This is a genomic window from Streptomyces nodosus (assembly GCF_008704995.1).
Taxonomy (GTDB): domain Bacteria; phylum Actinomycetota; class Actinomycetes; order Streptomycetales; family Streptomycetaceae; genus Streptomyces; species Streptomyces nodosus.
On record NZ_CP023747.1, the window covers coordinates 7,427,837 to 7,441,871 of the forward strand.

Consider the following 14,035-nt stretch of genomic DNA (forward strand, 5'->3'; position numbering starts at 1 on the left):
CCAGGTGGGGCCGTACGGGCGGCGCCCGGCTCAGCTGTCGAAGTCGACCGTCAGGGCGTCGGACACGGCGAACGACTGGCAGGTGAGCACATAGCCGGCGTCGACCTCGGAGGGTTCCAGCGCGTAGTTGCGGCGCATATCGGCCTTGCCGTCGGTGACCAGGGCACGGCAGGTGCCGCACACCCCGCCCTTGCAGGCGAAGGGCATGTCCGGGCGCACCCGTGTCGCCCCGTCCAGGATCGTCGTCTCGCGGGAGAGCGGGGAGGTGGTGGAGCGGCCGTCGAGGGTGATGGTGACCTGACTGACCGGGCCGTCGGCGGTGGCGTCCTCGTGGCGCACCGTGCGGATCGTCTCGTCGTCGGCGAAGAACAGTTCCTGATGGACGCGTTCCGCCGGGACGCCCAGCTCGGCGAGGAGTTTCTGCGCGTCGCGGACCATCCCGTGCGGACCGCACAGCCACCAGTGGTCCGCGCCCCGCACATCGACCAGCCCGTCGACGAGTGCGGTGAGACGCTCGGTGTCCAGGCGCCCCGACAGGAGTTCGGCCTCACGCGGTTCGCGGGACAGGATGTGCCCCAGCTGGAAACGCGTGCGGTAGAGGTCCTTCAGATCCGCGAGCTCGTCGGCGAACATCACCGTGTCGGTGCGGCGGTTGCCGTAGAAGAGAGTGACCTGGGAGCGGATGTCCGCGGCCAGCACGGATTCGGCTATGGACATCATCGGGGTGATGCCGGAGCCGGCGGCGATCAGCACATGGTGGCCCGGTTCACCGAGGTCGGGGGTGAAGGCGCCGGTGGGGGCCATCACCTCGACCGTGTCCCCGGGGCGTACGTCCTCGACCAGCCAGGAGGAGAAGAGACCGCCGGGCACGATCCGCACCCCTATGCGCGGCCGGGCGCCGACGGGGGAGCAGATGGAGTACGAGCGGCGCTCGTCGCGCCCCTCGACCCGGCGGCGCAGGGTGAGGGACTGACCGGGCCGGTAGGCGAACTCCTCCGCCAGCTCCTCGGGTATCTCGAAGCTGACGGCGGCCGCGTCCTCGCACAGCGGCTGCACGGCGGCGACCCTCAGCGGGTGGAAGACCGGGCGGCGTCGCGTGCGTGCGGGGGCGGCGGACCCGGGGGTGTCCGCCGACGGGGTGGTCGGGGCCATCAGATCTCCTTGACGTACTCGAACGGCTCAAGACAGCTGCGGCAGCGCCACAGTGCCTTGCAGGAGGTGGCGGCGAAGCGGGAGGTCTCCTCGGTGTCCGACGACCCGCAGCGGGGGCACGCCACCGTGCGCCGCGTGGCGGACAGCTCCAGCGGCACGGGTCCGCCGGTGCGCCGGGGCGCGCTGCCGGGGGGTGCGATGCCGGCCTCGGTCAGCTTGCGGCGGCCCTCGGCGGTGATCCAGTCCGTCGTCCACGGCGGGTCGAGGACGGTGCGGATCTCCACCCGGGGGAAGCCGGCCGCACGCAGCCGCGCGGACACATCGGCGCGCATCTCGGCCATCGCGGGACAGCCGGAGTAGGTGGGGGTGAGACGCGCGACGACCGTGCCGTCCGGCGTCATGTCGATGCCGCGCAGGACACCGAGATCGGCCAGGGTGAGCATCGGCAGCTCCGGGTCCGGCACCTGCTCGGCCGCGTGCCGGGCGCGCCGCTCGTCCAGGGTGGTCACCATGTCGCCTCCGGGTGGGCGCGGGCCACGCTCTGCAACTCGGCCAGCAGCGGGGCCAGATGCTCGGTGTGGTCGCCGGTCCTGCCCCCTCCGGGCAGCGTCTCGGCCTCCGGCGGCTCCAGTCCCGCGGCGTCCAGGACCTGCCGCAGCACCGCGAGGGTCTCCTCCCGGACGTCCGCCGGATCGACGCCGAAGCCCGGCCGGGACTCGAAGAGTTCGGCCAGGTACGGGGCGACGGCCGTCAGAGCCGCCCGCATCCGCCGGTGGGACTCCTCCGTGCCGTCGCCCAGGCGCACCGTCCAGTCCGCCGCGAACTGGCGGTGGTAGGCCAGCTCATTGACGCCCTTGCCCGCGATGGCCTTCAGTACCGGGTCCTGCGCGGCGGCGGCGAGCCGCTGGAAGACGGCCAGGCGCCAGCAGGACAGGACCAGCAGCCGGGTGATGGAGAACGCGAAGTCCCCGTTGGGCAGTTCGGCGAGCCGGACATTGCGGAAGTCCGCCGCGTCACGGAAGTAGGCGTACCGGTCCTCGCTCCGGCCCGTGCCGTCCACCTGCCCGGCGCGCGCGTACAGCATCCGCGCCTGGCCCAGCAGATCGAGGCCGATGTTGGCCAGGGCCACCTCCTCCTCCAGCTCGGGGGCGAGGGTGCACCACTGGGCCAGACGCTGGGCCTCGACCAGGGCGTCGTCACCGAGAGCGAGGCAGTGGGCCGCCAGCTCGGCGGGGTCGACCGTGTCCGGCACGGCGGTGTCGACACCGTGCAGCGGATCCTCGAAACCGGTTCCGAAGGCCCAGCGGGCGTCCGAGTCCCCGTGCTCCAGGGCCAGGGACAGGTTGAGGTGGTCGTCGGTGACGTCGCTCATGTCGTCCTGCTCCTAGATGTGGGGGACATCGTCGGGGATGTCGTAGAAGGTGGGGTGGCGGTAGACCTTGTCGGCGCTGGGCGCGAAGAAGGGGTCCTTCTCGTCACGTGTGGAGGCGGCTATGTGCTCCGAGCGCACCACCCAGATGCTCACGCCTTCGTTGCGCCGGGTGTACAGATCCCGGGCATGGCTCAGCGCCAGGGCGTCGTCGGGGGCGTGCAGCGAGCCGACATGGACGTGGTTCAGACCGCGCTTGCCGCGGATGAACACCTCGTACAGCGGCCAGCCGTTCTTCCTGCCCTCGGTGTTGCTCATGCCGCCGTTCCTTCCTGAAGCTTCTGGCTCACCCGGGTGTGCCCGGACCGGGCGGCCTGCTTGGCCGCGTGGGCTGTGGCCGCCTCGCGCACCCAGGCGCCGTCCTCATGGGCGGCCCGCCGCCGTGCGACGCGCTCCTCGTTGCAAGGGCCCTCGCCGCTGATCACGCGCTTGAGCTCGGACCAGTCGGGGGTGCCGAAGTCATGGCGGCCGCGCTCCTCGTTCCAGCGCAGCTCCGGGTCGGGCAGGGTCACCCCGAGCTTGGCGGCCTGCGGGACGGTCATGTCGACGAAGCGCTGGCGCAGCTCGTCGTTGCTGTGCCGCTTGATCTTCCAGGCCATCGAGGTCGCGGAGTTGGGGGAGTCCTTGTCGGGCGGGCCGAACATCATCAGGGACGGCCACCACCAGCGGTTCACCGCGTCCTGCACCATCTCCCGCTGGGCGTCGGTGCCGCGCATCATCGTCAGCAGCAGCTCATAGCCCTGCCGCTGGTGGAACGACTCCTCCTTGCAGATCCGCACCATCGAGCGGGCGTAGGGCCCGTACGAACTGCGGCACAACGGCACTTGGTTGCAGATGGCAGCGCCGTCGACGAACCAGCCGATCACCCCGACGTCGGCGAACGTCGGCGTCGGGTAATTGAAGATCGAGGAGTACTTCTGCCGGCCCTCGATGAGGCGCTCGGTGAGATCCGCGCGGTCGGCACCCAGGGTCTCGGCCGCCGAGTACAGATACAGGCCGTGTCCGGCCTCGTCCTGCACCTTGGCGAAGAGGATGGCCTTGCGGCGCAGCGACGGGGCCCTGGTGATCCATTCGCCCTCGGGCTGCATGCCGATGATCTCCGAGTGGGCGTGCTGCGCGATCTGCCGGATCAGCGTCCTGCGGTAGCCCTCGGGCATCCAGTCCCGGGGCTCGATCCGCTGGTCCCTCGCGATCGTCGCGTCGAACTGCTCCTGGAGCCGCGGCTCCGCGCTGTCGTCGTCCGACGCTGCGCCGTGTGACGTGGTCATCGATACCAGCTTCCCAACCGACCGTTCGTTCGGTACCTAGTCTCCCGGATTTTCCCGGCTCCGGCAACCCCCTGCCCCGGGGGCCGGTGAGCCGGCCGGCGGCCGCCGGTGCCGACGGCCGCCCCTGCGTTCAGTGACCCTCGAAGGAGGGCTTCTCCTTGGCGAGGAAGGAACGCACCGCGGCACGGTGATCCCGGCCGGCACCGAGACGTTCCTGCGCCGCCGCCTCCCGCTCCAGTACCGCGCTCAGCCCCGCCCCGGCGGCCGCGTCCCGCAGCAACGCCTTGACCTCGCCGTACGCGCTGGTGGGTCCGGTCGCCAGCCGACGGGCCAGCGCCAGCCCCTCGTCCTTCGCCTGCCCGTCCGGCACGACCCGGTGCACCAGCCCCCACCGCTCGGCGCTCCCGGCGTCGAAGCGGTCGCCGAGCAGCAGCAGGGCGGCGGCCCGGGACGGGCCGACCGCCTGCGACAGCGACAGACTGAGACCGCTGTCCGCGGCCAGCCCGATCCCGGTGAACGCGGTCGAGAAACGCGCACCGGCCGACGCGATCCGCAGGTCGGCGCAGAGCGCCAGCCCCAGCCCCGCCCCCACGCACGCGCCCTCGATCGCCACGACCACCGGAAGGCGCAGCGCGTGGAGCGCCTCGACCAGCGGGTTGTACTCGTCGCGCACCACTGCGAACGCCTGCTCAGGACCGAGCTCCAGGGCCTCGGCGTGTTCCTTGAGGTCCTGTCCGACACAGAAGTTCCGGCCCTGAGCGGTCAGCAGCACCGAGCGGACGGGATCCCCGTCGCCGGCCACCCGGCGCACGGCGGCCAGCAGCCCGGACCGCAGGGACGCGTCGAGCGCGTTGCCCGCGGCGGGCCTGCGCAGTTCGAGGACCGCCACACCGCTGTCGACGGTGTAGCCGACCGAGCGCCCCGCCTCGTCGGACGCGGCCGTTCCCGGCGGGATCACTGCCATGTATAGAACCCCTGCCCCGACTTGCGGCCCAGCTCGCCCCGGGCGACCTTGTCCCGCAGCAGCTGCGGCGGGGCGAAGCGCTCCCCGAGCGTCGCGTGCAGATACTCGGCGATGGCCAGCCGCACATCCAGCCCGACCAGGTCGGTGAGGCGCAACGGGCCCATCGGGTGCTTGTACCCGAGGCGCATCGCGTCGTCGATCGCCTCCGGCTCCGCGACCCCGTCCTCGACCATGCGGATCGCCTCCAGACCGAGCGCCAGCCCGAGCCGGCTGCTGGCGAACCCCGGGGAGTCCCTGACGACGACGTCCTTCTTGCCGAGCACCCGGGTCCAGGCCAGGGCGGACTCCACGGCCTGCGGCGAGGTGTCCGGCGCGACCACGATCTCGACCAGCTCCGAGGCGGGCACCGGGTTGAAGAAGTGCATGCCCAGGAAACGCGACGGCACCTTCAGCGCCGAGGCCAGTTCGGCGACCGAGAGCGAACTGGTGTTGGTGGCCAGCACGGTCGTCCCGTCCACCGCCTGCTCGGCCGCGGCGAGCACCCCGGCCTTGAGAGCCGCGTCCTCGGGAACCGCCTCGACGACCAGATCGGTGCCCGGCCGCAGACCGTCCACGGACTCCACGGTCGAGACCCGGGCCAGCACCCGCTCGGGGGGCTCGCCGAGCTTTCCGCGTTCGGCGGCCCGCTCCAGACCGGTGGCGATCCGGCCCAGCGCGGCGGCCGAGGCCTCCCGGCCGCTCTCCACGACGGTCACGGAGGAGCCGGCCGTCGCGAACGACTGCGCGATACCGGCCCCCATCCGGCCGCCGCCGATCACACCGACGAGCGCGGGCGCGGTCGGAGTACTCATATCCGGCTCCTCCCCTTCTCCTTCTTCTCCAGGAAGCGCGTCATACGGTCCTTCTTGTCCTGGCCCTCGAAGAGCACGGCCTGCGCCAGATCGTCGGCCAGGGGGTGCACACCCGGCGCGTCGACGACCAGCTTCGTCAGGCGCAGCGCCGGGGCCGAGGAACGCGCCATGCGGTCCAGCAGCGCATGCGCCTCCTCGAGCAGCTTCTCCGCGGGCACCACATCGATGACGAGCCCCGCGGCCAGGGCCGCCCGAGCGTCCAGATTCCGCCCGGCGAGCAGCACCTGCTTGGCGACCGACTCGCCCACCAGCTCCGGAAGCCGCCAGCAGGCGCCGGCCCCCGCCAGGATGCCCAGCCCCGGCTCCGGGTTGCCGAAGACCGCGTCGGGACCGGCGATACGGATGTCACAGGCGTAGGACAGCTCGGCACCGCCGCCCAGGGCCCAGCCGTCGACGGCGGCCACGGTCGGCAGGGGAAGTCTGCGCACCCGCTCGAACAGACGGCTGTTGATCCCCCGCAGCGCCTCGTCCCGGCCACGCCGCAGCAGCTCCCCGATGTCGGCACCGCCCGCGAAGACCGCGCCATGGCCGGTGAGCAGCAGCAGCTTCGGATCGCGCTCCAGCAGATCGCAGACCGCATGCAGCTCACGGATCATGAGCCCGCTGATCGCATTGCGTGCCTCGGGGCGGTGCAGGGTCACCACGACCCGGTCGTCCCGCTCCTCGACCAGCAGCGTCTCGTACGCAGGTCCGCTCATGCGCCTGCTCCCCGCCCGCCGGCGGGCTCCACCCGCTCCACCAGCATCGCCACGCCCTGGCCCACGCCCACACACAGCGTCGCCAGGCCCCGGCGGGCGTCCTCGCGCTCCAGACGGCCGAGCAGGGTGAGGAGGATGCGGGCACCGGAGCAGCCCAGCGGATGGCCGAGCGCGATGGCGCCACCGTCGGCGTTGACCTTGTCCTCGTCGAGCTTGAGCCGACGGATCACGGCCAGCGCCTGTGCGGCGAAGGCCTCGTTGAGCTCGACGGCGTCCAGATCGGCGACCTCCCAGCCGGCCCGGGCCAGCGCCTTCTCGGTGGCGGGAACCGGGCCGAGACCCATGAGATGGGGCTGCACCCCGGCCGAGGCGGAGGTCACGATGCGGGCCCGCGGTACGAGCCCGTACCGCTCCACGGCCGCCGCGCTCGCCACCACCAGGGCCGCGGCCCCGTCGGACAGCGGAGAGGAGGAGCCCGCGGTGACGATGCCGTCCTTGCGGAAGATGGTACGCAGGGAGCCCAGCTTCTCCGGCGTCGTGGACGGGCGCGGCCCCTCGTCGCGCTCCACCGCACCGTCCTTCACGGGGACCGGGACGATCTCACGGTCGAAGTGACCGGCCTCCTGGGCGGCGACGGCACGGCGGTGGCTGCGCAGTGCGAAGGCGTCGGAGTCGGCGCGGGTGATGCCGTCGAGGGCGGCGACCTCCTCGGCCGTCTCACCCATCGACAGGGTCGTCCGCACGGCCTCCGGGCCCGCCCCGGCGGGCACCGCGCGATCGGCGGCGGTGAAGCGGGGGTTGGTGAAGCGCCAGCCCAGCGAGGTGTCGTGCACCTCGCCCGGCTTGGACCAGGGGGTGCCCGGCTTCGCCATGACCCAGGGGGCGCGGGTCATCGACTCCACGCCGCCCGCGACGACCAGATCGGCCTCGCCGGACCGGATCGCCTGGGCCGCGGAGGCGACCGCGGTCAGGCCCGAGGCGCACAGCCGGTTGACCGTGTAACCGGGCACGGTGTGCGGAAGTCCGGCCAGGAGGACGGCCATACGCGCGACGTCGCGGTTGTCCTCGCCCGCCTGGTTGGCCGCGCCCAGGACGACCTCGTCCACGGCCTCGGCCGGGATCGCGGAGCGGCGGACGGCCTCGGCGACCACCAGTGCCGCCAGATCGTCGGGGCGTACGGACGCCAGGGCGCCGCCGTAGCGGCCCTGCGGGGTACGGGCCCCGTCGATCAGATAGACCTCGTCAGGCATGGGTGGCCTCCGGCATGACGACGGGGCGGCGCGACTGCAGCGTCGCGAAGCGGCCCGTGACGAACGCGGGATCGGACAGGGTGGCGCTGGCCGCGGGGTTGGCGGCGCTGCCGTGGAAGTCGCTGAAGGCGGCGGACTGGTTGACGAAGACCCCGCCCGTGAGGTTCTCCGACAGATGCACCCCCGCGTCCAGGGCCGCCGACTCGGCCGCCGCCAGCACGTCCTCGCTGGTGGAGTGCACGGCGGCGGTCAGTGCGCCGTGGGCGCGCACCGTCTCGCGGAAGATCCGCAGGCTGTGCTCGGTGGAGTCGGTGGCGATGACGAAGGAGACGGGTCCGAACCACTCGCGGGTGTACGTCTCTTCGTCCGTGCCCGCGTCCAGCCGCACGACCAGGGGGGTGCGGACGGTGGCCGCCGGGTGTTCGGGATGCTCGACCGGCTGCGAGGGACGGACCGTGTCGCCCAGTGCGGCCGCCTTCTCCAGGCGGTCGCGCACCCCGTCGTTGACGAGGGCGCCCAGCGTGCCGGCCGCCCGGGCCGGGTCACCGAGCAGCTTGTCCAGCGCGGCGCCCAGATCCGCGGCGAACTCCTCGGCGGTCCTGACCCCCTGGTCGGTGGCGATGCCCTCCCGGGGGATCAGCAGGTTCTGCGGGGTGGTGCACATCTGCCCGCTGTACAGGGACAGCGAGAACGCGAGGTTGCCCAGCAGCCCGCGGTAGTCGGCGGTGGAGTCCAGGACGACCGTGTTGAGGCCCGCCTTCTCGGTGTAGACGGCGGCCTGGCGGGCGTTGGTCTCCAGCCAGTCGCCGAACTCCGTGGAGCCGGTGAAGTCGATGATGCGGACCTCGGGGTGGAGCGCGAGGAGGCTCGCGGTCCGCTCGCCCGGTTCCTCCGCGGCGAGCAGGACGAGATCGGGGGCGAAGCCCGCTTCGGCGAGGACCTCTCGGGCGGTCCGCACGGTGAGCGCCAGCGGCAGCACGGCGCCCGGGTGCGGCTTGACCACCACGGGATTTCCGGTGACCAGGCTGGCGAACAGGCCCGGATAGCTGTTCCACGTCGGGAAGGTGTTGCAGGCGATCAGCAGCGAGACACCGCGTCCGACCGGGGTGAACTTCTTGTCCATCGCCAGTGCGTCGCCCTTGCGCTGCGGCTTGGTCCAGCGGGCCGACGCGGGGTGCCGCTTCTGTTCGGCCCAGGCGTACGCGACGGCTTCCAGACCGCGGTCCTGCGCATGCGGGCCGCCGGCCTGGAAGGCCATGACGAAGGCCTGGCCGGTGGTGTGCTGCACGGCGTGGGCGTTCTCGAAGCTGGCCGCGTTCAGCCGGGACAGGATCTCGACGGCGACTCCGGCGCGCACATCGGGGCCCGCCTCGCGCCAGGGACCCGTGGCCGCTCCGGCCGCCGCCACGGCGTGCTCGGGCGTCACCCGGGGGTAGCTGATCCCGAGCGGGAAGCCGTAGGGGGAGGTCTCGGTGGCCCGCACCGTCCCGTCGGAGGGGTGCCCGGGCAGGACGAACGGCTTTCCCAGCTGATCCCGGAAGGCGGCCTCGCCGAGCCCCGGGGCCTCCTCGCCGTACACCGACTTGCTGGGCGACTCGGGATACGGGGTCCAGTGGTCCCGGCTCACGGTGGCGGCGACCGCCTTGTCCAGCAGTGCACGGTGGCGAGCGAAGAAGTCGGGGGGCTCGGGAGTGGGGTGTGGCATGCGGTCCACCTCTTGACAGGCAGTGGTGATGCTTGATTTCTTAGCCACGCTAACCGAATGTTCGGTCGGTACACAAGGTGGTGGAAAACGTGACGCAGGCCACTGACGTGGATGCCGGTCCGGTCGAAACGATGTTCGCCGCGGACCGGGCTTCCCGGAGTCTCGGCATCGAACTGGTGCATCATGGTGAGGGGACCGCCGTGCTCCGGATGACCGTGACGCCGGACATGGTCAACGGGCATCGGATCGCCCACGGTGGCTTTCTCTTCCTGCTCGCCGACACCGCGTTCGCCTGCGCCTGCAACAGCCACGGTCCGGTGACCGTCGCGGCCGCCGCCGACATCGTCTTCGTCGCCCCGGCCCGCGAGGGCGACGTCCTGGTGGCGACGGCCTGCGAGCGCACCCGGTACGGCCGCAGCGGGATCTACGACGTCACCGTCCGGAGGATCACGGGCGATCCAGGTGAAGCGCGGGCCGTCGAGGGCGACGGTGGCGAGGGCGGGGGACAGGCGGGAGAGGTGATCGCGGAGTTCCGCGGACGCAGCCGCAGCATACGAAGCGAGAAGAACAAGGAGTCGCAATGAGCAGCGCACTGACGGTCCCCGCGGGCCGGGGACCCCGGCTGGGACAGCCGCTCCCGGACGAGCTGCTGGACGACGGCGAGCGCCTGACGCGCGAGCAGCTCCGGGAGCTGCAGCTCGGCCGCCTCCAGGCGACGCTGCGACACGCCTACGACAACGTCGAGCTGTACCGCAGGAAGTTCGACGAGGCCGGAGTGACGCCCGGCGACTGCCGCTCCCTCGAGGATCTGGCCCGGTTCCCCTTCACCACCAAGGCCGATCTGCGCGACACCTACCCCTTCGGCATGTTCGCCGTCCCGATGTCCGAGGTCCGGCGCATCCATGCCTCCAGCGGCACCACCGGCCGCCCCACCGTGGTCGGCTACACCGACAACGACCTGTCCATGTGGGCCGACGTCATAGCCCGCTCCATTCGCGCGGCGGGCGGCCGGCCGGGCCACAAGGTCCATATCTCCTACGGCTACGGCCTGTTCACCGGCGGCCTCGGCGCGCACTACGGCGCCGAACGGGCCGGATGCACGGTGATCCCCGCCTCGGGCGGCATGACGGCACGTCAGGTGCAGATCATCCAGGACTTCGAGCCCGAGATCATCATGGTCACGCCCTCCTACATGCTGACCCTGCTCGACGAGTTCGAGCGCCAGGGGGTGGACCCGCGGGCCGGCTCCCTGAAGGTGGGCATCTTCGGCGCCGAGCCCTGGACGGAGGCGATGCGCCGCGAGATCGAGGAGCGCATGGACATCCACGCCGTCGACATCTATGGCCTGTCCGAGGTCATGGGCCCCGGTGTGGCGCAGGAGTGCGTGGAGACCAAGGACGGGCTGCATGTCTGGGAGGACCACTTCTACCCCGAGGTCGTCGACCCGCTCACGGCCGAGCTTCTGCCCGAGGGCGACAGCGGAGAGCTGGTCTTCACCTCGCTGACCAAGGAAGCCCTCCCGATCATCCGTTACCGCACGCGGGACCTCACCCGCCTGCTGCCCGGCACCGCACGGCCCGCCTTCCGCCGTATAGAGAAGATCACCGGCCGCAGCGACGACATGATCATCCTGCGGGGTGTCAACATCTTCCCGAGCCAGATCGAGGAGATCGTGCTGCGGGTGCCGGAGGTCGCCCCGCACTTCCAGATCCAGCTGACGGTGCGCGGCCGTATGGATCACATGACGGTCCATGTCGAGGCCCGCCCCGGCACCGGTCAGCAGCAGCGGGAGGCGGCCGCCAGGACCATCGCCAAGGGCGTGAAGGACGGAGTGGGCGTCAGCGTCGAGGTGTGCGTGGTGGAGCCGGAGAGCCTGGAACGCTCGGTGGGCAAGATCCGCCGCATCAGGGATCTGCGCCGGGGATGACCCGAAGCCCTTGACGCAAGGGCATGTTGAGCAAGGCGCCGGTACGGCTTCCCCATGGTTGGGGCCGCCCCGGACACGACCGTGGCTCCCCGTCGGGGCCACGGTCGTCACCTGTGTGCCGTCGGGGCCGCGGTCTTTCATGACCACGGCCCCGACGGCACAGTCATGTCCCGGCGCGAAGCAGCGCCGGGCGGCCACCCGCCGGGGGTCTATTCCTCCTTTTGCCTCATTCGCCCGGGTGAAATAACTCACGCATGAGAAGTTCAAACTTAAACCAACTGCTGTGTAATGTCGGGCATGCCCGGTCAACCCGGGCACAACCCGGGACCCCTCATCCCAGCGGATCCCAGGAAGATCAAGGAGGAAACCATCATGAAGCGCATCCTCGGACGGCGGATCGCCATCGCGGTCGCCACCACGGCAGTCGCCGGCGGCGCGCTGCTGAGCGTGGCCGGAGCAGCCTCGGCGGCGCCGAACCCCGCAGCCGAGCGAGCGGTGAGCGTCTCCCACTCCAACGGTCACTCCAAGCCGGGCGACCACCGCGGCGGACGCGACGCACACCGGTGGGACAGCAACCACCGCTGGGACGGCCACCGCACGTGGTACCGCACCGGCATCATCTGGTCCAGCTATGACCACGGCCATCACTACCGCTACGACGGCCACCACTTCTACCGCCAGACCCATGGCGTCTGGATCAAGGTGATCGAAGGCCCGCGCGGCTTCGACTACGGCGTCTTCCGCTGATCCCAGGTGAGATGCGCCGCCGCACACCGCGGCGGCGCATCCGCCCGCTGCGGCCACGAACAGGGCCGGGGGCAACCGGTGACGACGAAAGTAACGCGTTGTCACCGCGGGCTCTTACGGGTACGTTCCCTTTGTCGACGGTGAGTTCCCGGGAGTCCGGGAATCCGGGAAGAGCGCGACGACGGCGAACGAGGAGAATTCCGGCGTGACCGAGAGTGTGGTCGAGAAAGTGGTGCGCCCCGAGCGCAGGCTGTCGGGAACATGGCTGGAGGTGATCGCCTCGAACCTCGACTATCACCGGGCCACCTTTCTATGGAAGTGCGAAGGCCTCTCGGAAGCGCAACTGAGGCAACGGCCCCTGGGCTCATCGGCGTTGACCCTGCTCGGCCTGATGCGTCACCTTCAGGTGGTCGAGCGTGCCTGGTTCCAGCGGACGCTGGCGGCCACGACCGCGAATTTCCACCCTTACCGGACCTATGTCACCGCCGACGACGAGGAATGGTTCGACGAGTCCGATCCCACACCGGCCAGTGAGGTCTACGACGACTATCTGAAGGCCTGTGAGGAATCTCGGCAGCTGTTCACGAAGGTCACGGAGGACCTCGCGCGCATCGTGCCGAACCGGGCGTTCGGCGACACCGATGTGCGGTTCGTCCTCGAGCACGTGATCGAGGAGTACGCCCGCCATGTGGGTCACGCGGACCTTCTCCGCGAAGCCGTCGACGGCACGACGGGCGAGTAGCGGGCCGTCGGGCCGAGGGATTCCATCGGCTGTTCCAGGGCGCGGCACACCCTCTTAAAAATGACGCCCCATCAGGACATGGGGTACTACGTTGGCTTTCGGAACCTCGCCATCGCATCGACCGAACTCGATGCCCGTCCTCCGCGAGTGCTGAAGAAAGGCCGGCTCCGTCATGCGCGCTCTGCGTTTTGACCATTTCGGCGACCCTCACGTTCTGTCACTCGCCGAACTCCCGGACCCCTCGGCCCGGGAGGGCGAGGCCGTCATCGCCGTCAAGGCCGCCTCCGTCAATCCCTCCGATCTGAAGAACGTGGCCGGGCAGATGGAGGGAACCGTGCTTCCGCGGGTCCCCGGCCGAGACTTCTCCGGTGTCGTGATCGACGGTCCCGGTGACTGGATCGGTGCCGAAGTGTGGGGAACCGGAGGCGACATCGGATTCACCCGCGACGGTTCCCATGCCGAACTGCTCTCGCTTCCCGTGGCCGCACTGGTGCGCAAGCCCGAACGGCTGAGCTTCGAGGAGGCCGCGGTCTCCGGGGTCAACTTCGTCACCGCATGGCTCGGCACGGTCGAAACGGCGCAGCTGGCCCCGGGGGAGACCCTGGCGGTGGTCGGTGTGTCCGGCGGTGTGGGCGGCGCGGTGGCTCAGACCGCCCATGGCCTGGGAGCCCGGGTGATCGGACTGGACCGGGCGCAGCCGGCCGACGGGACGCCCGCCGCATCGGTCATCGACGGCTTCGTCGAACTCGGCGGCGATCCTCGGGGCATCGGGGAGCAGGTCAGGGAACTGACCAGAGGCAAGGGCGCGGACGTGGTGTTCGACACGGTGGGCGGAGTGACCACCCCCACCGCCCTCGCCTCACTCGCGCACCGCGGACGCCTTGTGGTGATCAGCGCCGTGGGCACCCGCACCGTGGAGATCGACCTCCTCGACCTCTACCACAACGAGACCCGCATCCTGGGGTGCGACAGCCGCCGGCTGGACGTCGTCCAGAGCGACGCCCGCCTCGGCCGGTTGGCGCCGTACTTCGAGTCGGGTCAGTTCCGGCCCCCGGCCGTCGCCCAGCGCCATGGCCTGGACAGCGGTAAGGACGCCTATCTGGCGGTGGCGAACCGGGCACGGGGACGCGTGGTGATCGGCCCCTGACCTGCTGACGCGAGAGCGCCACGGTCCGGCGTACGGGATCGGGTACCACGGGACGCCGTTCGTCGGACGCCGCCGGATGGGCTATGCTCGATCTT

Annotated in this window: 15 protein-coding genes; 5 read left to right on the forward strand and 10 right to left on the reverse strand. The window is 71.1% G+C overall.

The features are described from left to right. Nucleotides 1-30 precede the first annotated feature (30 nt). From paaE to paaN, 10 genes are all read right to left on the reverse strand, one after another. Entirely contained in the window at nt 31-1,152 is a 1,122-nt protein-coding gene (gene paaE / locus CP978_RS33050) for a 1,2-phenylacetyl-CoA epoxidase subunit PaaE (RefSeq protein ID WP_043447159.1), read from the reverse strand. Continuing rightward, on the reverse strand, nt 1,152-1,664 hold the full coding sequence (gene paaD, locus CP978_RS33055; RefSeq protein ID WP_043447160.1) for a 1,2-phenylacetyl-CoA epoxidase subunit PaaD: 513 nt from the start codon (nt 1,662-1,664) through the stop codon (nt 1,152-1,154). Before paaD ends, paaE begins: the two co-directional genes overlap by 1 nt. Next, nucleotides 1,658-2,524 (reverse strand): 1,2-phenylacetyl-CoA epoxidase subunit PaaC, encoded by an 867-nt coding sequence (gene paaC / locus CP978_RS33060; RefSeq protein WP_043447163.1) that lies wholly within the window; start codon nt 2,522-2,524, stop codon nt 1,658-1,660. The genes paaD and paaC overlap by 7 nt, the downstream gene beginning before the upstream one ends. Nucleotides 2,525-2,536: 12 nt before the next feature. Further along, entirely contained in the window at nt 2,537-2,839 is a 303-nt protein-coding gene (paaB, locus tag CP978_RS33065; RefSeq protein WP_043447164.1) for a 1,2-phenylacetyl-CoA epoxidase subunit PaaB, read from the reverse strand. After that, entirely contained in the window at nt 2,836-3,849 is a 1,014-nt protein-coding gene (paaA, locus tag CP978_RS33070; protein ID WP_043447166.1) for a 1,2-phenylacetyl-CoA epoxidase subunit PaaA, read from the reverse strand. Before paaA ends, paaB begins: the two co-directional genes overlap by 4 nt. Before the next feature lie 130 nt (nt 3,850-3,979). Continuing rightward, complete coding sequence (locus tag CP978_RS33075; protein ID WP_043447168.1) at nt 3,980-4,813, reverse strand: enoyl-CoA hydratase/isomerase family protein; 834 nt, start codon at nt 4,811-4,813, stop codon at nt 3,980-3,982. Continuing rightward, complete coding sequence (locus CP978_RS33080; protein ID WP_043447170.1) at nt 4,804-5,664, reverse strand: 3-hydroxyacyl-CoA dehydrogenase family protein; 861 nt, start codon at nt 5,662-5,664, stop codon at nt 4,804-4,806. The genes CP978_RS33075 and CP978_RS33080 overlap by 10 nt, the downstream gene beginning before the upstream one ends. Continuing rightward, nucleotides 5,661-6,422 carry an enoyl-CoA hydratase/isomerase family protein gene (locus CP978_RS33085; protein WP_043447172.1) on the reverse strand — a complete coding sequence of 254 codons (762 nt, stop codon included), beginning with the start codon at nt 6,420-6,422 and terminating at the stop codon, nt 5,661-5,663. The genes CP978_RS33080 and CP978_RS33085 overlap by 4 nt, the downstream gene beginning before the upstream one ends. After that, nucleotides 6,419-7,672 (reverse strand): thiolase family protein, encoded by a 1,254-nt coding sequence (locus tag CP978_RS33090; protein ID WP_043447174.1) that lies wholly within the window; start codon nt 7,670-7,672, stop codon nt 6,419-6,421. The genes CP978_RS33085 and CP978_RS33090 overlap by 4 nt, the downstream gene beginning before the upstream one ends. Next, nucleotides 7,665-9,377, reverse strand: a complete 1,713-nt coding sequence (gene paaN, locus CP978_RS33095) for a phenylacetic acid degradation protein PaaN (RefSeq protein ID WP_043447176.1) — start codon at nt 9,375-9,377, stop codon at nt 7,665-7,667. The genes CP978_RS33090 and paaN overlap by 8 nt, the downstream gene beginning before the upstream one ends. 89 nt (nt 9,378-9,466) lie before the next feature. Here paaN and paaI point away from each other — a divergent pair, with 89 nt between their 5' ends. The 5 genes from paaI (at nt 9,467) to CP978_RS33120 (ending at nt 13,940) form a co-directional block, all read left to right on the forward strand. Beyond that, nucleotides 9,467-9,961, forward strand: coding sequence for a hydroxyphenylacetyl-CoA thioesterase PaaI (gene paaI, locus CP978_RS33100; RefSeq protein WP_043447178.1), 495 nt, complete (start codon nt 9,467-9,469; stop codon nt 9,959-9,961). Beyond that, on the forward strand, nt 9,958-11,304 hold the full coding sequence (gene paaK, locus CP978_RS33105; protein ID WP_043447181.1) for a phenylacetate--CoA ligase PaaK: 1,347 nt from the start codon (nt 9,958-9,960) through the stop codon (nt 11,302-11,304). Before paaI ends, paaK begins: the two co-directional genes overlap by 4 nt. 372 nt (nt 11,305-11,676) lie before the next feature. Then, complete coding sequence (locus CP978_RS33110) at nt 11,677-12,051, forward strand: hypothetical protein (RefSeq protein ID WP_043447186.1); 375 nt, start codon at nt 11,677-11,679, stop codon at nt 12,049-12,051. Between the two features lie 229 nt (nt 12,052-12,280). Then, a complete protein-coding gene (locus tag CP978_RS33115; RefSeq protein WP_063839148.1) occupies nt 12,281-12,793 on the forward strand; it encodes a DinB family protein in 513 nt (170 codons plus the stop codon). Between the two features lie 172 nt (nt 12,794-12,965). After that, on the forward strand, nt 12,966-13,940 hold the full coding sequence (locus CP978_RS33120) for a quinone oxidoreductase family protein (RefSeq protein ID WP_043447188.1): 975 nt from the start codon (nt 12,966-12,968) through the stop codon (nt 13,938-13,940). Nucleotides 13,941-14,035 lie beyond the last annotated feature (95 nt).